We start from the raw sequence: 24,359 nt of genomic DNA, 5'->3' as shown, positions 1-24,359 counted from the left end.
GATCTCCTCAAAGATCAAGCACGAGCGATGCGGATTTGGCGCGCGACACGCAGGTCGCGATGATGCGTCCCTCGGCCCTCTCGGCATCGGAGAGAACGTGATCCCGGTGCTCGGGCTCGCCGTCGACGACCGGCACCAGGCAGACGCCACAGGCGCCGCCGCGGCATAGGCACGGCGCCTCGACGCCAGCCGCCTCGAGGGCTTCGAGAAGCGTCTGCGTCTCGCCGACCTCGATGGTCTTCCGGGATCGGGTGAGCCGCACGACGAAGGGCTGGCCGCCGGTCGCGGCGCCGAAACTCTCCTGGTGGATGGCGTTCTCGGGGAAGCCTAGCCGCCGTGCGGTCTGCGCGACGCCCTCCATCAGGCGGTCCGGCCCGCAAGTATAGACATGCGTGCCCAGCGGCTGGTCCGCGAGGATCTGGTCGAGCGCCGGGCGCGACGTCGATCCGTGCACGTGGATGCGGCCGTCCTCGTTGCCGAGGAGATCGCGAAAGACGCCGGCCTCGCCTTCGGAGCAGAACTGATGCAGCTCGAACGTCGCCTTCCGCGATCGCAGGACGGGAACGTAGGAGAGGAACGGGGTCAGCCCGATGCCGCCGCTGATCAGTATGTGCTTGCGCGCGAGCGACGCGATCGGAAACAGGCTGGCGGGCGCGCTCAGCTCGACCGCCTCGCCGCCCGTGATGACGTCGTGCAGGAAGTGCGAACCGCCGCGGGACGCGTCCGCGCGCCGCACGATGATAGCGTATTGGTCGCGCTGCTCGGGCGTGGTGACCAGCGAGTAGGAGTTCTTCCAGACGCGATCAGGGCCGCGCAGAGTGACGAGGATATGGGCGCCGGGTGCGGCCGTCGGGAATTGTCCCCCTCCCTGCGGAGCGAACCGGAAGCGCTTGAGCGTCGGACTGATGGTGTCGACACCGACGACGCGCGCCGACAGTTTGCCTTCGACGATCATTGATAGGCCTGCTCTGCGGGAGGAACGTCCCCAGGAAGCTCGGCATCGACCTTCACGCCCATGTAGGCGGAGAGCCGGCGCGAGAAGTGATCGCGAACGAAGAGCTGCGCGCCGCAGCCCTCGCACTGCGCGATCGTCGTCGTCACGCCCTCGTTGAAGGTCCGGCAATGCACGCACATCACGCGGCGCCTCGTCGAGCCGTGATGAGTCAGGAAGACCTCCTGCCTGCCCAATCCGGCTTGCTGCGCAGTGCCGTAGACGTCCCAGAGGAAGCCCTCCCTGCCGGCCGCGTAGAGCCGGAACCCCATCCGCTCGTCCTTCAAGCGATGCGTGAGACGTTGGATGAGGCCTTGCACCGAGCGAAAGCTGCGATGACGCTCATCCGTGAGCGCGGGAGACACGCCTTCGCTGTCGAGCGGCGCAACGGCCCAGACTTCGAGGGCCTGCGCCTCGGCGGCGAGCGGCTCGACGGAGAAGGAGGGTGTATCGGCCACGAACAGGTGGCGCAGCCCGGAATGGTCGATCCGAAGCCGCTCGTAGACCGGACGACTCTTGATGCCCTGATCGATCATGCCGCAGGTCTCCGAAGACGAAGGCGCGGCTACCGGACGCGCGTCCCAAGAATGCGTGCACCAGTCCGCTTCATGACAAAGCCGAAGAGCGCGAGCGACAGCGCAAGGCATCCCCGCGGGCTCGATTGCCCCCAAGACATTGCCAAGCACGCGAAATGCAGCAACATCCTGCGTTGTGCGGCTTGGCGACCTTCTCTTTGCGAATGATATTTTCTCTAAGGGAAAACGGATGTCAACCGCCGAAATCATGCTGCTGCGCAGCAAAACCTTTCGTTTGCAAGATCAATAGGCGAATGGCGAATATTGGATCAGGCGCTGCCGAGCTTGCGGGCACTCGTCGCGTTCGAGCGGTTCCTTGCCGATTTTTGCACTTATCGTGCAACCGATTGCCCGTATCTCGGACGGTGTGGTTTCCGGATGTCGGTGTCGCGTGAGGGCGGCGCGACCCGCCTGCGGACTGCGCCGCCGGGAATTTAGAAGGCGTGTAAGCCGTCTTTTGCAATGCACACATTGACAGACGGAGCGGCAACGAACGTCTGTGCAAGGAAGAGGCGAGTGGTTTCCCGCGAATGAAGAGTCGAGTGTCGAACCAGACCCCACCGGAGCGCGTCTTGAACACGGCGTCGAACGCGCCGGTCGAGGACAAGCGGAATCTGGAAAAGGCGCTGGGTCATCAGATCCGCGCGCTCCGCCGTGAGCGCGAATTGTCCGTTGCCGATCTCGGGGCTGCCGCCGGCATCTCGCCGGGAATGATCTCGAAGATGGAGAACGGGCAGATCTCCCCTTCCCTCGCCTCGATCAATTCGGTGGCCAATGCCCTCAACGTGCCGATCACGGCGCTGTTCTCGGCCTTCGAGGAGCGGCGCGACTGCTCCTATGTGAAGCAGGGCCAGGGCGTCGTGATCGAGCGCCGCGGCACCAAGGTTGGCCACATCTACGAATTGCTCGGCGCGGGGCTTCGCGGGGAACTGATCGTCGAACCCTACCTGATCACCCTGGAGGATGCCGCGGAACCCTATACGGGCTTCCGCCATGGCGGCATCGAGTTCATCTATATGCTGGCCGGAGAGGTCATCTATCGCCACGCCGACCAGGAGTACCACCTCGCCCCCGGCGACTCTCTGATGTTCGACGCCGAGGCTCTGCATGGACCGGCGAAGCTGCTCAAGAAGCCGATGACCTACCTGGCGATCATCTCCTACCCGCGTGCTTGATACGGCATCCGGTCGATCACGTCGTAGGCTTCCCCATCGTTGCGGGCGTAGCGAAGCAACTAGGGCCAACGCCCTGACGGTGCGGGTTTGGCTCTGGATTGCCTCGACGTCGCCTCGCCATGTTGGCTGAGGAGCCGGCGCACGCGACCGATCTCACCGTCGGAGAGCGATGCACTTTCGTGCTTGTGTTTCTCATAGGGAATGTTAGTTTCTTATTGTGATCGGAGGGCCGGTGCGGGCCGCTTTCGATCATGATTTCTCCCAGGGACTCAAGACTTCACCGACACTGGTCGGTGAAGTCTTTTTCCTGATTGAGGATCAGTGCGCTTCGCTCTCGGAGATCAGAGCGCGCCGCTTCGATCGCCTGCGATGGGATCAGGGTCGATGGCGAGCGCGGCTCGGCGCGCTCAGGTCGATTGCCGCGGATAGATGATCACGGCGATGTACTTGATCGGGGACTGGATGATCTGCACCGGCCCATGAAGTCCCGCCGAATCGAACATCAGCGAGTCGCCTGGCAGCAGGTGATAGTCGTGGTTGGCGTGGCGGTAGATGATCTCACCGTTCAGCATGTGGATGAACTCGATGCCGGCATGGCGAAAGCTCGCATACGGCACCGCGTCCTCGGTCAGATCGATCAGGTATGGCTCGACGACGATGTCGCTGCCGAGCGCCGCACCGAGCAATTCGTAGATGTGGCCGACCTTGGTGCCCCGGCGCTCGATGATGAGACCCTGCCCGCTCTTCACGTGCGAGCAGTCGCGCTTTTCCTCGAAAGACGAGAACAGCGCGGTGAACGGGACGTTGAGCGCGCTCGCGATCGCGTTGATGGTGGAGAGCGAAGGCGAGATCTGACCGTTCTCGATCTTCGAGATCATGCCGAGCGAGACCCCGGATGCGCTCCCGAGCTCGGCGGCCGAAAGGTCCTGCGCGCGGCGCAGCATTCGGACCTGAGATCCGATCGCCTTCTCCAGCGATTTGGCGCTTTCCTGTGGCGCGCTCGATCCCGTCGCGAGGTCGACGGCCTGGTTCGCCGCCGTCACCTCCGGCTCTGCGGCATCGGCCTTCCGTGCCGGTTTTTTCCGCGCGGCTTGGGCGACGGGAAACTTGCTGATCTGCGCCATCGAAAACTGCCTCAGCGCGCGGATTCGGCCGGTCGGATCGAAATCGCTCCGGCGGTCAGTGAGCCGACCCTTGCTCGACCTCGTAGCCGAACTCGGCGGCGGCCTCGGTCAGCCAGGACCAGAAGCTCCCGGTGAAGCTGCGGGCGACGGCCAGGTCGTAGGTCGGCGCGTCGTCCAGCTGCCAGAGCTGAGCACCGATATGGGAGATGCTGGTCACCGCCGTCCGCCCTGCCTGAAACGAGCGCGGGTGCAGATCGACCGCGACCCCCTTCTCGAGCAGTGTTCGGGCATTGGGTCCCGACACCCGCACGACCGCGCGGCCATCGCTCTGATCGGTCACAGCCGCAATGCCACGGAAGACGTCGGGCAGCTCCCGTAGGGCATCGCGCGTCTCTGCGACGGCCAGCCATTGGCCCGGGGCGGACCAGACCAGCCCTCGCTCACGCGACACCTGAGACTTGCCCGGCTCGGGCAATGTCCAGCCGTACCGCTCGGAGACGAGCGCCCGCAGGGCATCCGTTTGCCCATCGGCGGCAATGACCGTCGCGAGGGCGATGCCGTCGCGCAAGGTCAGCCGGACGCCGGCGTCGCCTTGGGTGCGGCCGTGACGGCCGGGCTTCGCGTAACCGGCCCAGGCGCTGCGGGGAGCCCACACGTTCGCGGTTGCCTCAGACATGCATCCTGCTCCCCTCGGGATCGACGAAGACCGCCGAACAGATCTCGACCTCGAAATCCTCGTTGCGGACGGGATCGTAGGCGCGCACGCGCTCGCCGATCCGCTGCGGACCGCGGCTGATGAAGCCGATGCCGATCCAGTGGCCGTTGCTCGGCGAGTAGGCGACGGAACTCAGGAAGCCCTGGTCGGCCTCGAGGCTCGGCGTGGCGTCGAGCGTGATGATGTGCGTGCCGGCCCTCAGGCGCTTGGAGGTGTCGACTGGACGGACCCCGACGAGCGTCGGCCGGTCCGGCTCCGTCAGGCCGGGGCGATCCTTCATCAGGCGGCCGATATAGTCCTTCTTCTTGGCGAGCATGCCGCCGAGACCGATATCGGCGGCCGTCGTCATGCCGTTGATCTCGGCGCCGGCCGCATGGCCCTTCTCGATGCGCATGACGGACAGCGCCTCCGACCCGTAGGGCGTGATGCCGTGTGGCGTGCCGCTCTGCATGATCGCCCGCCAGAGGGCGTCGCCATAAGCGACCGGTACGGCGATCTCGTAGGCGAGTTCACCCGAGAAGGAGATCCGGAACAGCCGCGCCGGGATCCCGCCGCCGACGGTGATGTTCGCGCTGGCGAGGAAGGGGAAAGCCTCGTTGGAGATGTCGAATTCAGGGTCCACGACGCCGCGAAGCGTGTCGCGGGCCTTCGGGCCGGCAACCGCGTATTGCGCCCATTGCTCGCTGATCGAGGCGATCTGCACGTCGAACTCGGGCCAGAGCCACTGACGGCAGAACTCCATGTGCTGCATCACCTTCGCCGCGTTCGCGGTGGAGGCGGTCATCACGTAGTGGTTCTCGCCCATGCGGGCGATGGTGCCGTCATCGAGGATGATCCCGTCCTCGCGCAGCAGGATCGCGTAGCGCGCCTTGCCGACCGGCAGGCTGCCGAACGGATTGGCCGTGAACTTTTCGAGATAGGCGAGCGCGTCGCGTCCCTGGATGTCGATCTTGCCGAGGGTCGTGACATCGCAGATTCCGACCCGCGAGCGGACGGTGTTGACCTCGCGGTTCACGCTCTCGAGCCAGTCCTTCTCCCCGGCACGAGGGAAGTAGGCCGGGCGTAGCCACAGGCCGGTCTCGACGAAGACCGCGCCGTTCTCCTCGCACCAGGCATGCGAGGGCACGTGCCGGGTCGCGCGGAACTCCTTGCCGCGGTGATGGCCTGCGAGCGCGCCCATCGCCACCGGTGTGAAGGGGGGCCGGAACACCGTCGTGCCGACGCTCGGGATCGCCTGGCCGGTCAGCTCGGCCATGATGCTGAGTCCGGCCAGGTTCGAGGTCTTGCCCTGGTCTGTCGCCATGCCGAGCGTCGTGTAGCGCTTCAGATGCTCCACGGCCCGGAAGCCCTCGCGATGGGCGAGTTCGACGTCGGTGGCGGCCACGTCGTTCTGGAAGTCGACGAAGGCCTTGCCCTTGATGCGAGGCGACCGCCAGAGGGGCGTATGGGCCGCGCTCTCCGGCTCGGTGCTCGGGACGGGATAGAGCTTGCGCTCGAAGCCGCATTCCTTTGCGGCGTCTGCGGCGACATCCGCGCCCGTCGCGAGGCAATCCGCCAGGGTGAAGTGACCGGTCGCCGCGCCCGCAGCGACCATGCCCAGAGGCATCGCCGCGGGGACGAAAGCGTGGATATGCTCGTTCCAGACTGGCTTGCGCGACAGGTGCGAGTCGAGGTGGACGATCGGGTTCCAGCCATTGGCCATCGCGAGGCAATCGCAGGCGATGCTCTGCGCGCCGCCATAGGAGTCAACGACCTCGATCGCCTTCAGGCGCAGGTGCCCCCGGGTCCCCGCGACATAGCCGTCGGTGATGATGGTGGCGCCCGCGCTCTCGGCCGCGCGACGCAGCTCCTGTGGCACGGACCGGCGCGTGTCGATCACGGCCGCGATCTGGCCGCCAGCGGCGAGCACATCGGTGACCGTCCGCCAGCCGTCATCGCTCGACGTGACGACGGCGATCCTGCGGCCCGGCAGAACCCCGTAGCGATTGACGTAGGCGCGCACCGCCCCCGCCAGCATGACACCGGGCCGGTCGTTGCCGCCGAAGACATGCGGCCGCTCGATCGCGCCGGCGGCGAGAACCGCACGCTTGGCGGTGATCCGCCAAAGGCGCTGGCGCGGCGCATGGACACCGGGGACCGCGAGATGGTCGCTGACGCGCTCGACAGCGCCATAGGAGCCGTGATCGTAGACCCCGAACAGCGTCGTTCGCGTCAGGATGCGGACCTCCGGCAGGCTGATCAGCTCGTCCAGAGCCGCTGCGGCCCATTCGACGCCGGCCTGCGAGCCGATCCACTGGTTCTCGGAGAGCAGACGTCCACCGAGCTTGAAGTCCTCGTCGACGAGGATGACCCGCGCGCCGGCACGGCCCGCGGTCAGCGCCGCCGAGAGGCCGGCAGGTCCGCCACCGATGACGAGTACGTCGCAATGCGCGTGCATCCGGTCGTAGGTGTCCGGATCGGGCGCGTTCGCGGCGTGTCCGAGGCCGGCGGCGCGGCGGATCATGGGCTCGTAGAGCTTCTCCCAGAAGGAGGCCGGCCACATGAAGGTCTTGTAGTAGAAGCCCGCCGCGAATATCGGCGCCGCCAGCGCGTTGATGCCGAGCGCATCGAAGGCAAGCGAGGGCCAGCGGTTCTGGCTGTTCGCCTCGAGGCCGGCATAGAGCTCGGCGACAGTGGCGCGGGTATTCGGCTCGCGGCGCGCACCCGAGCGCAGCTCGACGATCGCGTTCGGTTCTTCCGAACCTGCCGACAGGATGCCGCGCGGGCGGTGGTACTTGAATGAGCGCCCGACGAGATGGACGCCGTTGGCGAGCAGCGCCGAGGCCAGCGTGTCGCCCTGGAAGCCCTTGTACGAGGTGCCGTCGAAGCTGAAGTCGAGGAGCTTGCGGCGGTCTACGAGGCCGCCCTTCACGACCCGGTAGGCCTGGCTGCGGTCCGGGATCTCCGCGGCAACATCCGCGTCCGACCGCTTGAGCGTCATCGTGGTCATGCTGCGTCTCCCGTATGGCGGGCCAGCGCAACGTCGCGGGCCGAAGACACGTCACGGATCTCGTGGGTGCGGGTGTCGCGGGTCACGACCAGCCAGCTTCGGCAGCCGGCGCCGTGGTACCAGAGCTCGCGGTGCAGGCCGGCCGGGTTGTCACGCAGGTAGACGTAGTCGTGCATCGCCTCGGACGAGGCGCTCATCCCGTCGGGGCGAACGACCGTTGCGTCGCCGAGATAGCTGAACTCGCCGTTGTCGCGTTCACCGCAATGGGGGCATCGAATGCGCATGGGACTCGCTCCTCAGTGCAGGTTCGGCTGCGCGCCCATGCCCTTCTCGTCGATGAGATGGCCGGTCGCGAAACGGTCGAGGCGGTAGGCAGCGCTGATGGGATGGGGCTCGTCGCGGGCGATGGTGTGCGCGAAGCAGAATCCCGCCGCAGGGGTGGCCTTGAAGCCGCCGTAGCACCAGCCGGCATTGAGATAGAGGCCGCCGATATCGGTGCGATCGATGATCGGCGAGCCGTCCATCGACATGTCCATGATGCCGCCCCAGTGGCGCAGCAGCCGGACGCGGCCGAGGCCAGGCCAGAGAGCCATGCCGCCCTCCATCACGTCCTCGATCGTGGCGAGGTTTCCGCGCTGGGCGTAGGAATTGTAGCCGTCGATGTCGCCGCCGAAGACAAGACCGCCCTTGTCCGACTGACTGACGTAGAAGTGGCCGGCACCGAAGGTCATGACGCAGTCGATGAGTGGCTTCAGACCCTCGCTGACGAAGGCCTGGAGCACGTGGCTCTCGATCGGCAGCCGCATGTCGACCATGGAGGCGAGCAGCGAGGACGAGCCGGCAACCGAGATGCCGACCTTCTTGGCGCGGATGAAGCCGCGGCTGGTCTCGACGCCGACGACGCGACCGTTCTCGCGACTGATCCCGGTGACGGCGCAGTTCTGGACGATGTCGACGCCGCGCTCGTCGGCGGCGCGGGCATAGCCCCAGGCCACCGCGTCGTGGCGCACGGTGCCGCCGCGGCGCTGGACGAGGCCGCCCTTCACCGGGAAGCGGGCATTGTCGAAGTCGATGAAGGGCACCATCGCCCTCACCTGCTCACGGTCGAGCAGCTCCGCATCGATGCCGGCGAGCCGCATGGCGTTGCCGCGCCGGGCATAGGCATCGCGCTGTCCGTCCGAATGGAACAGGTTCAGCACGCCACGCTGGCTGACCATCGCGTTGTAGTTGATGTCCTGCTCCAGACCCTCCCAGAGCTTCATCGAATGCTCGTAGAAGGGGATGTTGCCCGGCAGGCCGTAGTTCGAGCGGATGATGGTTGTGTTGCGGCCGACATTGCCGGAGCCGATGACGTTCTTCTCCAGCACGGCGATGTTGGTGATGCCGTGCTCCTTGGCCAGGTAGTAGGCCGTTGCGAGCCCGTGGCCGCCGCCGCCGATGATGACGACATCGTATTCGGTGCGCGGCGCCGCATCGCGCCATTGCGGCTTCCAGTCTCTCTGGCCGCGGAGCGCCTGGCCGAGGACGCTGAAGAGCGAGTAGCGCATGGAGATCCCCGTCGCCGGTCGTGATCGCTTGTCCGGATCTTGATACTGCTCCCTGATCGGAGCATCCTTGCAATTCACGACGGATTTCCGGCAAATCGCGCAAAGATGGGCACTCCTACCGACGCCAGCCGTGCGCGGCCCGGCCGCAAGTCTCCCCGGATCGACCCTCCTGCTCCGATCAGCGTCGGTTTCGTCCTCGTGCCGGACTTCCCGTTGATGGCGTACAGCGCCGCCGTCGAGCCGATGCGGGCCGCCAACACCCTGTCGGGCTGCACGCTCTACGAGTGGTGGCACGCTGCGCCCGATGGCGGCACGGTGCGCGCCTCGAACGGCATCGAGATCCTCACCGACGTCGACGTCGGCTCCGCAAAGCGCGGCACGGACCGCATCTTCGTTTGCGCCGGAGGAAACCCGGCCTCCTTCGTCGACCCCGCCCTCTTCGCGTGGCTGCGAGCGCTCGCGCATGGCGGCGCAACGATCGGCGGGATCTCGGGCGGCCCCTACCTTCTCGCGCGGGCCGGCCTGCTGGATGGGCGGCGTTGTACCTTGCACTGGGAGCACGTGCCGGCCTTCGAAGAGAACTTCCCTGGGATCGATGTCGTCCGCTCCCTCTTCGAGGTCGAGAAGAAGCGGGTCACCTGTTCGGGCGGCATCGCGGCGCTCGACATGATGCTGCACCTGATCGAACGCGATCACGGTCCCGGACTGGCTGCGGGCGTCAGCGACTGGTTTCTCCATAACCAGATGCGCGAGGGCCTGAGCCCACAGAGAATGGATCTGCGGATGCGGTTCGGTGTGCGCGATCCCCGCGTGCTGAGGGTGCTCGCGGCCATGGAGAACAACCTGGAGACGCCACTGTCGAAGGACGTTTTGGCTGGATTGGCAAATGTCTCGACCCGGCAGCTCGAACGCCTGTTTCGAGACCTGATGGATCGCAGCCTCCACCGACACTATCTCGACCTGAGGCTCGACCGTGCCCACCAATTGCGCCGCGAGAGCGCCCTGCCTGCGGCCGAGATCGCTGCCGCCACGGGCTTCCTGAACTCGGACGAACTGACCCGGGCGGAGCGGCGCCGGCGCGACTTCGGCGCGGAGGCCTGACCCCCGTCATGTTCCTGTGGCGAATGCTTCGCTGTTGCGAGTGCGCGGATCTTTGCTCCACAACACCAGATAGCCGGCAGACGGGTTCGAAGGCGCCATGCGAATTCTCGTGTTCCAACACCTGGACGTCGAACATCCGGGCATCTTTCGCGACTTCTGGCATGCGAAGGGCCATAGCTGGGACGTCGTCGAGCTGGATTTGGGCGAGCCGATCCCCGACTTCACGGGTTACGACATGCTCGCGGTCATGGGCGGCCCCATGGATGTCTGGCAGGAGGACCTGCACCCCTGGCTCACGGCAGAGAAGGCGGCCATCCGCCGGTGGGTCTGCGAACTGGGCCGGCCTTATCTCGGCATCTGTCTCGGACATCAATTGCTGGCTGCTGCGCTGGGCGGCCGGGTCGGAATGATGGCGAAGCCCGAAGTGGGCATCGCCAACGTTCACCTCACCGAAGCCGGAGCCGTCGATCCCGTCGTCGGAGGCCTCCCCCGTTCATTCGAAACGCTGCAGTGGCATGGGGCAGAGGTTCAGGCTCTTCCCGAGGGCGCGGTCGTGCTCGCCAGCAACGAGGCCTGCGCGGTGCAGGCGTTTCGCTGGGGTGCCTACGCCTACGGCTTCCAGTTCCATACCGAGGTGACCTCGGAGACCATCCCCCTTTGGCGGATGATCCCCGAATACCGGGCCAGCCTCGAGCAGGCGCTCGGAACGCATCGCGCGGCCGAGCTAGACAGCCGCGTCGCGCTGAAGCTCACGGAGTTCGAGCGAGCGGCCCGCCACCTCGATGACCGGTTCGCTGAGATTGCGGCCATGATGGCGACTTAGGTCGCCGACGGTTCGGAAGCGTTAATCTGCCAAGCCTGAAGCAATCGACCCGAACAGCTCAGTCTCGACCCACTGTGAGAGATTTTTGAGCAATATAGGCAAGTTTCCGAACCTAAAAATCTAGATTCGGATCGTCGGCGATCGGGCAAAAATTAACGCAATCCGCATCATTGATCGCAAGGTCAGCTGCACTCGACGTTAAGTGCGCGGGCTAAATGGCCCCGCTGATTATTCGCAGACCAGTAAGGAAGATTGGCGCACCCGACACGATTCGAACGTGTGACCTTTGCCTTCGGAGGGCAACGCTCTATCCAGCTGAGCTACGGGTGCTGACCGTGGGCCGTGAGTAGCCCAAGCCGCAGCGGCGTGCAACGGCGCCGTTGCTGCTAGAGTGATCCGATCCGCTCTCGCGGATACGAGGTTTGGCTTGCAGTCCGCTCGGCCTGTTTGTGCGACCGGATACCTGTCGGCGAAGCATCGGGCGCGTCTTGCTCGAGGCAGCGGCTCGAGCCGCTGCCAGTCCGGGGGCGAGCCGATCCGTGTTTGCGGTGATCCAATACGGGGACGGCCCCGGCAGTGGCCACCGTGCGTGAGAGCAGAGCTCGTTTCACAACTTCACGAACCTGATATCGGCAGCTGCCGCCCTCAGGCGATCGGTCTCGGCGCCGGCATGAATTCCCGCGCGCCGACCACGCGACCATCCTCGCCCATGACCTTGAGCGGCGCGAGCGGCTTGCCGGTGAGCGCGTCGAACATTGTGCGGCTGAGCGGGACCTCGTCCGAGCAGGTCGCTTCGCCCCATTGCCAGAGGGCGATCAGCACCACGTGCAGGCGCTCGCCCTTCTCCGTCAGGACGTAGCGGCTGCGCGCTGAGGACGGCTCGTCCTCCTCGATCCGCATGATGCCCTCGTCGACGAGCTTCTTCAGCCGCGCCGAGAGAATGTTCTTCGCGATGCCGAGGCTCTTGTGGAACTCGTTGAAGCGCTGAACCCCGCGAAACGCTTCGCGCACGATCAGCAGGGACCACCAGTCGCCGATGACGCCCAGCGAGCGGGCGATGCCGCAATCGGCGTCGGTGAAATCGGTCTTCTTCCCCTTCATCGAGACGGTGCCGCGGCCTTCAAAAAAATCGGTTGCAAATCTAAACCTTGCGGGTTTAGGTGTCAAAGGTTGCAAAATTAAACCGATTGGGCGTGACCCTTCGGTGGTGCGACCGCAGGCGGCCACGCAGTCCCCGACAGGCCGGGCCGCACGGATCTTCGTCGAGGAGAGTTCGATGACCTATCAGACTGTGAACCCGGCCACCGGACAGGTGGTCGAGACCTTCGCCGCGATCAGCGACCGCGACCTGGACCAGGCGCTCGCCACCGCGCATCGCGCCTTCGAAACCGATTGGCGCAGGCGCAGCGTCGCCGACCGGGCCAAGGTGATGGCCAAGGCGGCTGCGATCCTGCGCGAGCGGATCGAGGAATACACGGGCATCCTGGTCTTGGAGGTCGGCAAGCGGGCCATGGAGGCCCAGGCGGAGGTCGATCTCGCCGCGGGCATCCTCGAATACTATGCCGAGCGCGCCGAGGGCTTCCTCAAGCCGAAGCCCGTGGCCGACGTGCCGAATGCCGAAGTGCATATCGACCCGATCGGCGTGCTGCTGGCGATCGAACCCTGGAATTTTCCGTATTACCAGGTCGCTCGCGTGGTCGGTCCGCAGCTTATGGCCGGCAACACCGTGCTGTTGAAGCACGCCGAGAGCGTGCCACAATCGGCCCTGGCCTTTGCCCGGCTCTTCGAGGAAGCCGGCGCGCCCGATGGCGTCTACACCAACATCTTCGCGACCATCGATCAGGTCGGCCGGTTGATCGACGATCCGCGCGTCCGCGGCGTCACCCTGACCGGCAGCGAGCGCGCCGGCTCGTCGGTGGCCGAGCGAGCGGGGCGCAATCTCAAGAAGGCGGTGCTCGAACTCGGCGGTAGCGATCCGCTGATCGTGCTGGAGGATGCGCCCCTCGAATGGGCCATCGGCAGCGCCATGGTCGGGCGGCTGTTCAATTGCGGGCAGTGCTGCGTTGCCTCGAAGCGCATCATCGTGGTCGGCAAGGAGCGCGGGCAGGCCTTCCTCGACGGCTTCAGCCAGGCGATGGCCTCCCTGAAGGCCGGCGATCCGGCCGACGGTGAGACCGGCATCGGTCCGCTCTCCTCCGAGAGGCAGCTCAACCTCCTCGTCGATCAGATCCATCGCGCGAAAGACGGTGGAGCGAGGGTCGTGGTGGGCGGCCACCGCATCGACCGGGCCGGCTTCTTTCTGGAGCCGACGGTGCTCACCGGCCTGACGCCGGAGAACCCGGTCTACCGTGAAGAGCTCTTCGGGCCCGTGGCGCAGTTCTTCGTGGTCGAGGACGAGGCTGAGGCGATCCGGCTTGCCAACGACACGGCCTACGGCCTCGGCGCCTCGGTCTTCACGGCGGACACGGCGCGCGGCGCCCGCATCGCCGCTCAGATCGACAGCGGCATGGTCTTCGTGAACCGGCCCTTCGGCACCACGCCGCAGCTGCCCTTCGGCGGCGCCAAGAATTCTGGCTTCGGCCGTGAATTGTCGGAGGCCGGAATCGAGGAGTTCGTGAACAAGAAGCTCGTCCACGTCGACCCGGTCGGCACCGCGCCGTTCTAAGCGATCCCAAAGCTGCTTGGACCGGCCGCGATGGCTTCTTCGCGCGGCCGGTCGATGCTTCATCGTTCCAGACCCGTTGTCCTGCCTGTGCAGACCGATCGCTTCCATCCATGTGCGCAAAGTCACTTGCACAATGAAAGTGACTCGGTTTTAACTATCATCATGCAACGCACTTCTTTCGATCAGATGCCGTGCCCTGTCGCCCGCTCCCTGGAGGAGGTCGGCGAATGGTGGAGCATCCTCATCCTGCGCGATGCCTTCTACGGGCTGACGCGTTTCGACCAGTTTGCGCAGAGCCTCGGCATCGCGCCGAACATGCTCACGCGCCGCCTCAAGGGGCTGTGCGATGCCGGGCTGCTGGAGCGCCGCCTCTATCAGGAGCGCCCGCCGCGCCACGAATACGTCCTCACTGACAAGGGCCGCGACTTCCGCCCTGTGCTGTGGACGCTGTTCGCCTGGGGCAACCGGCATCTCGCGCCCGAGGGCGAGAGCGTCGTGCTCACCGACCCCGAAACCGGCGAGGCCGTCGAGCCCGTCGTGGTCGATGGCCGCACCGGCCGGCCTTTGGCGAAGGGCGTGCGCGTCGTGCCCGGGCCGGCGGCGACGCCCGGCATTCGCAGCCGCTTCGCGCCGCGCACCGCGATCTGACCGGCAGGAGCATCGGGCGATGAGCGGCAGCGCAACGATCGACACCCTGGTGGAGACACCGGCTCCCACCCAGGAGACACCGGCTCCCACCCAGGAGACGGCGGCGCGCAAGCGCCCCTCGATCAAGCGCCTCGCGCTGATCGGCATCGCGCTCCTCGCCGTGACCGGCGGCGCGTTTTACGGTCGCTACTGGTGGGAGACCGGGCGCTTTCTGGAGAGCACCGACGACGCCTATGTCAGCGGCGACGTCACCGTCATCGCGCCGCGCGTTTCGGGCTTCGTCGCGCAGGTGCTCGTCGCCGACAACCAGCGCGTCCGGGCCGGCGACCTGCTGATCCGCATCGACGACCGCGACTATCGTGCTGCTCTCGCCAAGGCCGAAGCCGCGGTCGCCGCCCAGGAGGCGACGCTGCTCAACCTCGACGCCAACCGCCATCTGCAGGAGGCGGTGATCGCGCAAGGCAAGGCGGATCTCGCGGCGGCCGGCGCAGAGGCCGCGCGCACGCGCTTCGACTACACCCGCTACCGTCAGCTCTCGGCCAACCAATACGCCTCCGAGCAGCGCTTCCAGCAGGCGGATGCCGACGACAAGAAGGCCTCTGCCGCCGTCGACAAGGCCAAGGCCAGTCTCGAAGCGGCCGAGCGGCGCATCGCCGTCATCGACACCCAGAAGCGGCAGGCCGAGGCCGCCCGCGATCAGGCCTGGGCCGAGCGCGACACCGCGCGGATCAACCTCGGCTACACCGAGATCCGCGCGCCCATCGATGGCCTTGTCGGCAACCGCAGCGCGCGCACCGGCTCCTACGCTATGCCGGGGGTCAGCCTGATCGCCCTGGTGCCGGCCGACGGCCTCTGGGTCGATGCCAATTTCAAGGAGAGCCAGCTCGCGCAGATGCGCCCGGGACAGAGCGCGAGCATCGTGGCCGACGTGCTGCCAGATGAGGTCTTCACCGGTCATGTCGAGAGCCTGGCGCCGGCTACCGGCGCTCAGTTCAGCGTGCTGCCGCCCGAGAACGCCACCGGTAACTTCACCAAGATCGTGCAGCGCGTGCCGGTGCGCATTCGCCTCGACGCAGAGGGTGGTCGCCTCGGGAAGCTGCGCCCGGGTCTCTCTGTCACCGCCTCGATCGATCGCCGCGGCGGCAGCCCGGAGCCCGCCATCCCGATGAAGCGTGACGGCGAGTTGGTCGGTCAGCTCGATCGATGAGCACGACCGCGCCGGCCAAGCGGGAGCTCTCCGACTCCCAGAAGGTCTTCGCCTTCGCGGTGATGTGCGTCGGCTTTTTCATCGCGCTGCTGGACATCCAGATCGTCTCGGCCTCCTTGCGCGATATCGGCGGCGGACTCTCGGCGAGCCCGGACGAGGTGGCCTGGGTGCAGACGAGCTACCTGATCGCCGAGATCATCGTGATCCCGCTCTCGGGCTTTCTCGCCCGGGTGATGTCGACCCGCTGGCTGTTCTGCGTCTCGGCGGCAGGTTTCACCGCGACCTCGCTGCTCTGCGGCTGGGCCTGGGACATCCAGAGCATGATCGCCTTCCGGGCGCTGCAGGGTTTCCTCGGCGGCTCGATGATCCCGACCGTGTTCACCACGGCCTTCGCCTTTTTTCCCGGCAAGAAGATCCAGCTCGCCGCCGCCACGATAGGCGCGCTGTCCTCGCTGGCGCCGACGCTGGGCCCCACCGTCGGCGGCTGGATCACCGACAACTATTCCTGGCACTGGCTCTTCTTCGTGAACCTCGTGCCGGGCGTGTTCATCGCCATCGTCGTGCCGATCTTGGTGCGGGTCGACGAGCCGGATCTCTCACTCCTCAAGACCACGGACTGGCTCGGCATCGCGCTGATGGCGGCCTGTCTCGGCTGCCTCGAGTATACCCTGGAGGAAGGCCCGCGCTGGAACTGGACCGAGGATCCGTCCATCCGCACCACGGCCTGGATCTCGGTGCTCGCCGGGATCGGCTTCATCTGGAGGAGCCTCACCTACGCTCACCCGATCGTCGACCTGTCGGCCCTCAAGAGCCGAAACTTCGCGCTGGGCTGCCTGTTCTCCTTCATCACCGGCATCGGCATCTTCGCGACGATCTACCTGACGCCGCTCTTCCTCGGCCGCGTGCGCGGCTTCTCGGCCCTGCAGATCGGCCTCGCCGTGTTCTCGACCGGCGTCTTTCAGGTGATGGCGATCCCGGTCTATGCGATCCTCGCCAAGCGGATCGACCTGCGCTGGCTGATGATGTTCGGCCTCGGCCTGTTCGGCCTGAGCATGTGGAACTTCACGCCGATCACCCATGACTGGGGCTCGGCGGAGTTGCTCTGGCCGCAGGCGATGCGCGGCTTCGCGCAGCAATTCGCCGTGGCGCCCACCGTGACGCTGACCCTCGGCGGCCTCGCACCGAACAAGCTCAAGCTCGCCTCGGGCCTGTTCAACCTGATGCGCAACTTAGGGGGCGCCATCGGCATCGCCGCCTGCGCGACGATCCTCAACGATCGCACCAACTTGCATTTCTTGCGGCTCGCCGAGCATCTCAACACGACCAACGCGACGATGCTGGCGACGATGCGCGGCATCGAGAGCCGGACGACGGGTGCCTTCTCCGGTGACACCGACCACGGTCACGCCGCCGCGGTGAAGCAGCTCTGGTCGCTCGCCTATCGCGAGGCGCAGACCATGACCTACGCCGACGCCTTCGTGGCCATCACGGCCTGCTTCCTGTTCGCCACGGCGCTCGTGCCACTGATGCGTAAAGTTGGGCCGCCGAAGGGTCCCGCTGCCAACGCACATTAGGCACTTGGTCGCCTGGAGAGGCTTGGCTGCCAACTTCGGAAGGCAACGCTCTATCCAGCGGAGCTACGGATGCTGACCGTGTGCCGTAAGCGATGTCACGTGCCACGGCGTCGCTGCGGGCAGGAGCGGGCTTACTCGTCGAAACGTCTTCGCCGTGTCGCTGGCGGTTGATCGGGTTGCGGTAAGGGCCGAAGGTCGTGCGCGAGTCGGCGAGGACCTGCGACATGACCCTGGACGCGGCAGCGACACCCACCTCTCCCGAAGATCAGGCGGCCCGCGAGGGGCTGATCGAGAGCGCCGCCGCTCTCGTCGGATCGGGCCAGGGGCCGAGCGGCTTCGTGCGCGATCTCTTCGGCCGTGTGCCGTCGGAGGATCTCGCGCGCTACTCCGTCGAGGCGCTCGGAACGCTGGCGGTGGCGGCGCATGCGCATCTCGCTGCGGGCCGTCGGCCGGGGTTGCCGGCCGATGCCAGGCTTATCGACGTGACCGTGGAGCGAGACGGCCGGGCGCGCGATCTCACGGTGATCGAGGTCGTCAACGACAACCGAGCCTTCCTGCTGGATTCGACGCTGGCCGAGCTGAGCGGCCAAGGTCTGATGCCTCTGCTGGTCGCGCACCCGATCCTGGGTGTCGAACGCGACGCGAACGGTGCCCTGCTCCGGGTCGTCGGCGAGACCACGGCTGAAGCCCGCGGTGGCGGTGCGCGCGAGAGCTTCATCCATATCCATCTCGACAGGCTCGACGATGCCGAGGGCCGGACCCGGCTGACCGAGGGGCTCGCCCGCGTCTATGCCGACGTCGCGCTGGTGACCGACGACCAGGGCACCATGCTCGGCCTGCTCGACACTCTCCTCGACGCCGAGGGCTACCGAGAGGCGATCCCTCACTTGCCCGAAGGCGAGACCCGCGAGGCGGCCGCGTTCCTCGAATGGCTGCGCGATGGGCACTTCACGCCGATGGGCATGCGCTCCCACGTGCTCGATGGGCAGCGGGCTCCGGACTTCGAAGGCGTCGCGCTGGGATTGCTGCGTGACCCGGCGGTGGAGGTGCTCCGCTTCGGCCGCAGCTTCGTCGACGTGACGCCGGAGATCGCCGCCTTCCTCGACGATCCCAAAGCCCTCATCGTCACCAAGGCGAGTCGGCGGTCGCGAGTGCATCGCGCGGTGCATCTCGACTACATCGCGGTGAAGCTGTTTGCGGAGGGGGGCGCGCCGGCCGGCGAGTTGCGGATCGTCGGCCTGTTCGCGGCGAGCGCCTATAACAGCCCCGCCCGCGCCATTCCCTATCTTCGCCGGAAGGTCGCCGAGGTCGCCGCACGCGCCGGCCTCGATCCGACGAGCCATGCCGGCCGCACGCTGATCGACGTGCTGGAGACCTATCCGCGCGACGACCTGTTCCAGATCGACGTCGAGCGGCTGCAGCGCTTCGCCCTGGCGATCCTGAACCTGTCCGACAGGCCGCGCGTCCGCGTGTTGCTGCGGCCGGATCGTTTCGGGCGGTTCGCCTCCCTGCTCGTCTATGTGCCGAAGGATCGCTACGACGCCGGCGTCCGCGCCCGCGTCGGTGCCTACCTGGCTGGCGAACTGGGGGGGCGGCTGTCGGCCTCGTATCCGGATTTCCCCGAAGGGCCGCTGGCGCGCATCCACTACATCGTCGGCTTCGACGAGAAGAGCACCGCCGAGCCCGCCGCGGCGTCCCTGGAGGCCGGCGTCGGTGCGATCGTGCAGACCTGGGGCGACGGCCTGCGCGAGGCGTTGGCCGAGGCCCTGCCGGACCCGACGGCCCGCGCGCTCGCGGCCCGCTACGCCGAGGCCTTTTCGGTCAGCTACCGGGAAAACTTCGACCCACGGGTCGCGGTCTCCGACGTCGCGATCCTCGAGCGCCTGTCGGAAGCCGATCCGCGCGCCGCCGATCTCGGCCGACGCGAGACCGATCGGGCGTCCCAGGTTCGGCTCAAGGTGTTTTCGCGCGGCGCGGCCCTTCCCCTGTCCGAGCGCGTCCCGGCCCTGGAGAATCTCGGCTTCCGGGTCATCGACGAACGCACTTACCGACTTCTACTGCCGGATGCGGTGACGCGGGTCTGGCTGCACGACATGCTGCTGGAGCGCGCCGGCGGCGAGGCGATCGACCTCGACCGGCTCGAGAAACCCCTCGAAGCGGCCCTGCTCGCCCTGTCGGAGCGCCGTGCGGAATCCGACGGCTACAACCGCCTCGTGCTCGAGGCCGGGCTCGACTGGCGCGACGCTGCCCTGATGCGCGCGCTCGGCCGCTACTTGCGCCAGCTCCGGATTCGCTATGGGCAGGACTACCTCGCAGCGACGTTGAGCCGGCATCCGACATTGTCGGCCCAGATCGCCGCCCTGTTCCGCGCGCGGTTCGATCCGTCGGCCGACGGCGACCGCGAGGCGCTCCAGGCCGGCCTTCGCGAAGACATCGAGACGGCGCTCGCCGACGTCACCAGCCTCGACGACGACCGCATCCTGCGCCGCTTCGTCAATCTGGTGGAGGCGTCGGTTCGAACGAACTTCTTCCAGAAGACCGCGGAAGGCGGATGGCGCCAGACGATCGCGTTCAAGTTTGCCTGCGCCAAGGTCGCCGGCATGCCGCTGCCGCGACCGCTCTTCGAGATCTTCGTCTATTCTCCCCGCGTCGAGGGCGTGCATCTGCGTTTCGGCTACGTGGCGCGCGGCGGCCTGCGCTGGTCCGATCGGCCGGAGGATTTCCGCACCGAGATCCTCGGCCTGGTGAAGGCGCAGCAGGTCAAGAATGCGGTGATCGTGCCGGTGGGCGCCAAGGGCGGGTTCTTCCCCAAGAACCTGCCGCCGGCCTCCGACCGCGGCGCGTGGCTCACCGAGGGCACCGAGAGCTACAAGATCTTCATTCGGACGCTCTTGGAACTCACCGACAACATCGTCGACGACGCCATCGTGCCGCCGGCCGAGACGGTGCGGCACGACGGGGACGACGCCTATCTCGTCGTCGCTGCCGACAAGGGCACCGCGACCTTCTCCGACATCGCCAACGGCCTCTCCCTGGATCGTGGCCACTGGCTCGGCGACGCCTTCGCCTCCGGCGGCAGCCAGGGCTATGACCACAAGGCCATGGGTATCACGGCCCGGGGCGCCTGGGAGGCGGTGAAGCGCCACTTCCAGGAGATCGACGTCGACGTCCAGAAGGACCCGGTCACGGTGGTCGGCGTCGGCGACATGTCCGGCGACGTGTTCGGCAATGGCATGCTGCTCTCGGAGAGCATCAGGCTCGTCGCCGCCTTCGACCACCGCGACATCTTCCTCGATCCGAGCCCCGATGCGGCGAAGAGCCATGCCGAGCGCAAGCGAATCTTCGCCCTGCCCCGCTCTTCCTGGGCGGATTACGACAAGGCGCTGATCTCGCCCGGCGGCGGCGTATTCTCACGTTCTCTGAAGAGCATCCCGCTCTCGCCCGAGATCCGCATCGTGCTCGGCTTCGATCAGGCCGAGGCGGCGCCGACGGAGGTGATGCAGGCGATCCTGAAGGCACCCGTCGACCTGCTCTGGTTCGGGGGCATCGGCACCTATATCCGCGCCGAGGCCGAGACCGACGACGATGCGGGCGACCGCGCCAACGATGCGGTGCGCATCAGCGGCTCGATGCTGCGCGTGAAGGCGATCGGCGAAGGCGCCAATCTCGGCCTGACCCAGCGCGGCCGTATCGAGGCGGCGCGGGGCGGCGTCCGGCTCAACACGGACGCGATCGACAACTCTGCCGGCGTGAACACCTCCGACGTCGAGGTGAACATCAAGATCGCGCTGATGACCCCGGAGCGCGACGGGCGGCTGACGCAGGAGGCCCGCAACGCCCTGCTCGTGACCATGACCGACGAGGTCGCGGGTCTCGTGCTGCGCAACAACCAGCTCCAGACACTCGCCCTCTCGCTGGCCCTGCGGCGCGGCGCGGCCGAAACCGGCTTCTCCATGCGGGTGATGCAGGCGCTGGAGGCGGAAGGCCGCCTCGACCGCAGCGTCGAGTTCCTGCCTGACGACGGAACGCTCAACGAGCGCATGCGCCGCGGCGAGGGCCTGACGCGGCCGGAATACGCGGTGGTGCTCGCCTATGCGAAGCTCGCCCTGCACGACGCCATCCTGGACAGCGCCGTGCCGGACGATCCCTATTTCGATCGTGAACTGCAGCGCTACTTCCCACAGGCGCTGAAGGCGCAGTTCCCCGATGCGGTGAAGAGCCATCGGCTGCGGCGCGAAATCATCTCCACAGCGCTCGCGAACATCATCGTCAACCGCGGCGGACCAGCCCTCGTCACCCGGCTGATCGACGAGACCGGTGCCGACGCGGCGACGATCGCGAAGGCCTATGCGATCACCCGCGACGCCTTCGGATTGATGGAGCTCAATCTCGCCATCGACGGTCTCGCAGGCTCGATTTCCGGACAAGACCAGCTCGGCCTCTACGCCGAGGTCCAGGATCTCCTCGCCAACCGGATCACCTGGTTCATTCGGAACCTCGATCTCTCGGGTGGTCTCTCGCCGATCGTCGCGCGCTATCGCGAGGGCGTGAGCGCCGTGCAGGAGGCCTTGCCGCGCGTGGCCGATGCGCATGCGGCCGCAGAGATCGAGGCACGTCGGGCCGATCTCGTCGGCCGCGGGATGGCCGAGGAACCGGCGCGCCGGCTCGCCTCCCTTAAGGCGTTGATCTCGGCTCCCGACATCGTGCGGGTCGCGGAGACAGACGGGCACTCGGTGCCCGAGATCGCCGCAACGCATTTCGCGATCGAGCATGCCTTCCGCCTCGACGAACTCGTCGCGGAGACACGCCAAGTTCCCGTCGCCGATACCTTCGATCGCGTTGCTCTGGAACGTGCCGTCGCCGGCATCTCCACGGCGCATCGCAGCCTCACGGCGGAAGTGGTCGGCGATATCGGCTCAGGCCCCGAGGCCCTCGAAGCCTGGGTTGCCGCTCGCGGTCCGGCGCTGACGCGCATCCGGTCCGCGATCGAGTCCATCGTCTCCTCGGGACTCACGGTCTCGAAGGCCGTGGTAGCCTCGAGCCTCCTAGCGGATCTCGCCCGCCGGCCGTGAGGGCCGATCATCGGACCCCGTGGAACGTGATGGACTCGTTCATCGCAGCGGCGTCCTTCGCCCTGCCGAGATGACATGGCGGCCCGTTTCGTATTCGATGTCTCGAATCAGCCCATTCGTGCGGCAGCGTGTTCATCATCCGCAGGTCAAGGGAGGCTCGCGCCGCCCCATGAACGGAGATGCGATTGGATCGGCTGTGGCGCAAACCCGTCACGGGCGCCGGTCATGCAGGGGCGAAGGTGGAAGCCTGCAAACGCCTTCTGGTGGTGTGGACAGTCTGTTTCGAACCAGTCTCTGGTCGATTTTCCCTGTTTTCGCGGAAAGAGCAGGCAAAATTCCCGGAAACGAGGCCTCTGGGTGAGCGCCGAGCCGGATTTCGAGAGAGGCCGTAGGTTCTTAAGCAAAAATTCCCTGCACCGCGAAGCTGGGAATAGAATCGAATTTGCAGGGAAGCTCGTCCCGGAGCAGGCGTACTCTGGGTTCGAGCAGCGTCTTCTGTGCGCCCAATCCAGTCGTTCTATGCAAGCAGCCACTTGCTCGGAAGCGGACATTAATAGCGACCGCTGGGGGTGAATTTGCGGCGGTACGCTATCGAGCACCAGATTCGACAATCGTATTTTTGAGATTCGGCGGCAGCTGGCCAATAATAGTGCGGCCACGTTTTGCAATTCCGTGTTTAACTCGATGTTAATCAGCCTAAAACGATCCAGAATTACAGATCGATTATAAAAACAAGCTCAAAATTCAGTCAGATTCCGATTTGACCTGGCTTGCCATCTTGATCGGCCCCCACACGGTGGTCCAAGTGCAAGGTTAGTGCAAAGTCGGCCTGACGGTCCCCCAGAATTTGGTCCGGGCGAAGGGTGAGCTTCCGGACTTCATTCGGCAGCTTTTCGTGCCGCCGCCAGGGCGAACTCCTGGGGCGTTAGCCACCCCAGGGCAGTGTGAGGACGGCTCTCGTTGTACTGCCGTCGCCACATCTCGATCTTGCCCCTGGCATCTGCCAGAGACAAGAACCAGTTCGCGTTGAGACATTCGTCGCGCAGGCGGCCGTTGAACGACTCCACAAGGGCGTTGTCGGTCGGCTTGCCAGGGCGCGAAAAGTCGAGCGCCACACCATTTTCATAGGCCCACCGATCGAGCGCCTTCGAAACGAACTCGGGACCGTTATCGACCCGGATCGTACTCGGTGCGCCGCGGATAAGGGCTAATTGGCCGACGACAGCCACGACCTGCTCGCCCCTGATGCCTTGGTCGACCTCGATCGCCAGGGCCTCCCGCGTGAACGCATCTACGACCGTCAGGGCACGCAATCTCCGGCCATCGAATAGGGCATCCGAGACAAAGTCCATCGACCAGCGCTCGTTCGGCCTGATCGCAGCGGGCTGACGTTCTCGCTGGACGGCGCTGACATGTCGCCGTGGCCGCTTGAGCCTCAGGCTCAGCCCCTCGTCGCGGTAAAGCCGGTGAATCCGCTTATGATTGACCCGCCAGCCTTCCCGCCGCAGCAGGATGTAGATCCGGAAATACCCGTAGCGCATGCGCGTCTGAGCGAGATCGCGGATACGCATCCGCAGCGGAGCCTGATCGGGTGCGGTCGAGCGGTAGCGAATACTCGACCGGCCGACGCCGAGCGCGACGCAGCCGCGCCGTTCGCTCACCCCGTGCACCTCTTGAACGTGGCGCACGAGATCGCGTCGCCGACCAGGCGTCAGAGCTTTTTTGCAAGCACGTCCTGGAGGATGTGCTTGTCCAGGCTCAGGTCGGCCACGAGCTGCTTGAGCTTCCGGTTCTCGTCCTCCAACTGCCTCAGGCGCCGCAGTTCGCCCGTGCCAAGGCCGCCGTAGAGCTTCTTCCAGCGATAGAATGTCTGCTCCGAGATCCCCATCCGGCGCAGGACGTCCGCCACCGGCGTGCCTGTCTCCGCCTGCTTCAAAGCGAAAGCGATCTGCTCTTCAGTGAACCTGCTCTTCTTCACGGCCATGCTCCTCCCGTCAGGGTCTCACAAAAACCGGAAAACTCGCACTCAGAACGGACCAAATTGGTGGGGGGACGTCAGGCCTTTGCTCCACGGGTAGCTTGGTCGGCGGAGCTTGTCGGGTGAGCGCAGCCGGCCAAGCGGATGAGGCTGGCACGAAAACTTCCGGTGCCGG

The 24,359-nt window shown here is 66.3% G+C and carries 17 protein-coding genes and 1 tRNA gene; 8 read left to right on the top strand and 10 right to left on the bottom strand.

What is annotated here, in order from left to right; translation table 11 throughout:
- Nucleotides 1–7: 7 nt before the first annotated feature.
- On the bottom strand, nt 8–955 hold the full coding sequence (locus tag GGR33_RS13695) for a PDR/VanB family oxidoreductase (RefSeq protein WP_183506123.1): 948 nt from the start codon (nt 953–955) through the stop codon (nt 8–10).
- Nucleotides 952–1,527, bottom strand: a complete 576-nt coding sequence (locus GGR33_RS13690; protein ID WP_183506121.1) for a dimethylamine monooxygenase subunit DmmA family protein — start codon at nt 1,525–1,527, stop codon at nt 952–954. Before GGR33_RS13690 ends, GGR33_RS13695 begins: the two co-directional genes overlap by 4 nt.
- A 569-nt stretch (nt 1,528–2,096) precedes the next feature.
- Here GGR33_RS13690 and GGR33_RS13685 point away from each other — a divergent pair.
- Nucleotides 2,097–2,741: a helix-turn-helix domain-containing protein gene (locus tag GGR33_RS13685; RefSeq protein WP_183506119.1), complete on the top strand. Its 645-nt coding sequence runs from the start codon at nt 2,097–2,099 to the stop codon at nt 2,739–2,741.
- Between the two features lie 407 nt (nt 2,742–3,148).
- On the opposite strand, the gene GGR33_RS13680 is transcribed toward GGR33_RS13685, so the two are convergent.
- Genes GGR33_RS13680 through GGR33_RS13660 form a run of 5 tightly spaced genes read right to left on the bottom strand, consistent with a single transcriptional unit; the run spans nt 3,149 to nt 9,116 of the window.
- Nucleotides 3,149–3,865 carry a helix-turn-helix domain-containing protein gene (locus tag GGR33_RS13680; RefSeq protein ID WP_183506117.1) on the bottom strand — a complete coding sequence of 239 codons (717 nt, stop codon included), beginning with the start codon at nt 3,863–3,865 and terminating at the stop codon, nt 3,149–3,151.
- Between the two features lie 55 nt (nt 3,866–3,920).
- Nucleotides 3,921–4,541: a sarcosine oxidase subunit gamma gene (locus tag GGR33_RS13675; RefSeq protein WP_183506115.1), complete on the bottom strand. Its 621-nt coding sequence runs from the start codon at nt 4,539–4,541 to the stop codon at nt 3,921–3,923.
- Complete coding sequence (locus GGR33_RS13670) at nt 4,534–7,569, bottom strand: sarcosine oxidase subunit alpha family protein (protein ID WP_183506113.1); 3,036 nt, start codon at nt 7,567–7,569, stop codon at nt 4,534–4,536. The genes GGR33_RS13675 and GGR33_RS13670 overlap by 8 nt, the downstream gene beginning before the upstream one ends.
- Nucleotides 7,566–7,853, bottom strand: a complete 288-nt coding sequence (locus GGR33_RS13665; RefSeq protein WP_183506111.1) for a sarcosine oxidase subunit delta — start codon at nt 7,851–7,853, stop codon at nt 7,566–7,568. Before GGR33_RS13665 ends, GGR33_RS13670 begins: the two co-directional genes overlap by 4 nt.
- Before the next feature lie 12 nt (nt 7,854–7,865).
- The gene (locus tag GGR33_RS13660) at nt 7,866–9,116 is read right to left on the bottom strand and encodes a sarcosine oxidase subunit beta family protein (protein ID WP_183506109.1); all 1,251 of its coding nucleotides are present in this window, start codon (nt 9,114–9,116) and stop codon (nt 7,866–7,868) included.
- Between the two features lie 105 nt (nt 9,117–9,221).
- Between GGR33_RS13660 and GGR33_RS13655 the strand changes: the two genes are divergently transcribed.
- Both GGR33_RS13655 and GGR33_RS13650 read left to right on the top strand, forming a co-directional pair.
- Entirely contained in the window at nt 9,222–10,217 is a 996-nt protein-coding gene (locus GGR33_RS13655; protein WP_183506107.1) for a GlxA family transcriptional regulator, read from the top strand.
- A 97-nt stretch (nt 10,218–10,314) separates the two neighbouring features.
- Complete coding sequence (locus GGR33_RS13650; protein WP_183506105.1) at nt 10,315–11,040, top strand: type 1 glutamine amidotransferase; 726 nt, start codon at nt 10,315–10,317, stop codon at nt 11,038–11,040.
- Between the two features lie 253 nt (nt 11,041–11,293).
- Here the strand turns inward: GGR33_RS13650 and GGR33_RS13645 are convergent.
- Together GGR33_RS13645 and GGR33_RS13640 are read right to left on the bottom strand one after the other, a co-directional pair.
- A tRNA-Arg gene (locus GGR33_RS13645) sits at nt 11,294–11,370 on the bottom strand.
- 315 nt (nt 11,371–11,685) lie between these two features.
- The gene (locus GGR33_RS13640) at nt 11,686–12,141 is read right to left on the bottom strand and encodes a winged helix-turn-helix transcriptional regulator (protein WP_183506103.1); all 456 of its coding nucleotides are present in this window, start codon (nt 12,139–12,141) and stop codon (nt 11,686–11,688) included.
- Between the two features lie 103 nt (nt 12,142–12,244).
- Here GGR33_RS13640 and GGR33_RS13635 point away from each other — a divergent pair, with 103 nt between their 5' ends.
- From GGR33_RS13635 to GGR33_RS13615, 5 genes are all read left to right on the top strand, one after another.
- Complete coding sequence (locus GGR33_RS13635; protein WP_343068519.1) at nt 12,245–13,705, top strand: NAD-dependent succinate-semialdehyde dehydrogenase; 1,461 nt, start codon at nt 12,245–12,247, stop codon at nt 13,703–13,705.
- A 162-nt stretch (nt 13,706–13,867) separates the two neighbouring features.
- Complete coding sequence (locus GGR33_RS13630; protein WP_183506099.1) at nt 13,868–14,353, top strand: winged helix-turn-helix transcriptional regulator; 486 nt, start codon at nt 13,868–13,870, stop codon at nt 14,351–14,353.
- Nucleotides 14,354–14,372: 19 nt separating this feature from the next.
- On the top strand, nt 14,373–15,560 hold the full coding sequence (locus GGR33_RS13625; RefSeq protein WP_183506098.1) for an HlyD family secretion protein: 1,188 nt from the start codon (nt 14,373–14,375) through the stop codon (nt 15,558–15,560).
- Complete coding sequence (locus GGR33_RS13620) at nt 15,557–17,134, top strand: DHA2 family efflux MFS transporter permease subunit (protein ID WP_183506096.1); 1,578 nt, start codon at nt 15,557–15,559, stop codon at nt 17,132–17,134. The genes GGR33_RS13625 and GGR33_RS13620 overlap by 4 nt, the downstream gene beginning before the upstream one ends.
- A 224-nt stretch (nt 17,135–17,358) precedes the next feature.
- The gene (locus GGR33_RS13615) at nt 17,359–22,206 is read left to right on the top strand and encodes an NAD-glutamate dehydrogenase (protein WP_183506094.1); all 4,848 of its coding nucleotides are present in this window, start codon (nt 17,359–17,361) and stop codon (nt 22,204–22,206) included.
- An 878-nt stretch (nt 22,207–23,084) separates the two neighbouring features.
- On the opposite strand, the gene GGR33_RS13610 is transcribed toward GGR33_RS13615, so the two are convergent.
- Nucleotides 23,085–24,184, bottom strand: a protein-coding gene (locus GGR33_RS13610) for an IS3 family transposase (RefSeq protein ID WP_183506898.1) whose coding sequence is annotated in 2 segments (ribosomal slippage) — nt 23,085–23,932 and nt 23,932–24,184 — 1,101 coding nt in all. Because the reading frame shifts where the segments join, the coding sequence is not laid out codon by codon here.
- Between the last annotated feature and the right edge of the window lie 175 nt (nt 24,185–24,359).

Source organism: Methylobacterium brachythecii (genome assembly GCF_014196345.1).
GTDB classification, from domain to species: Bacteria; Pseudomonadota; Alphaproteobacteria; order Rhizobiales; family Beijerinckiaceae; genus Methylobacterium; species Methylobacterium brachythecii.
Note: the sequence above shows the minus strand (reverse complement) of the source record. Positions and strands in the feature narration are given on the sequence as shown.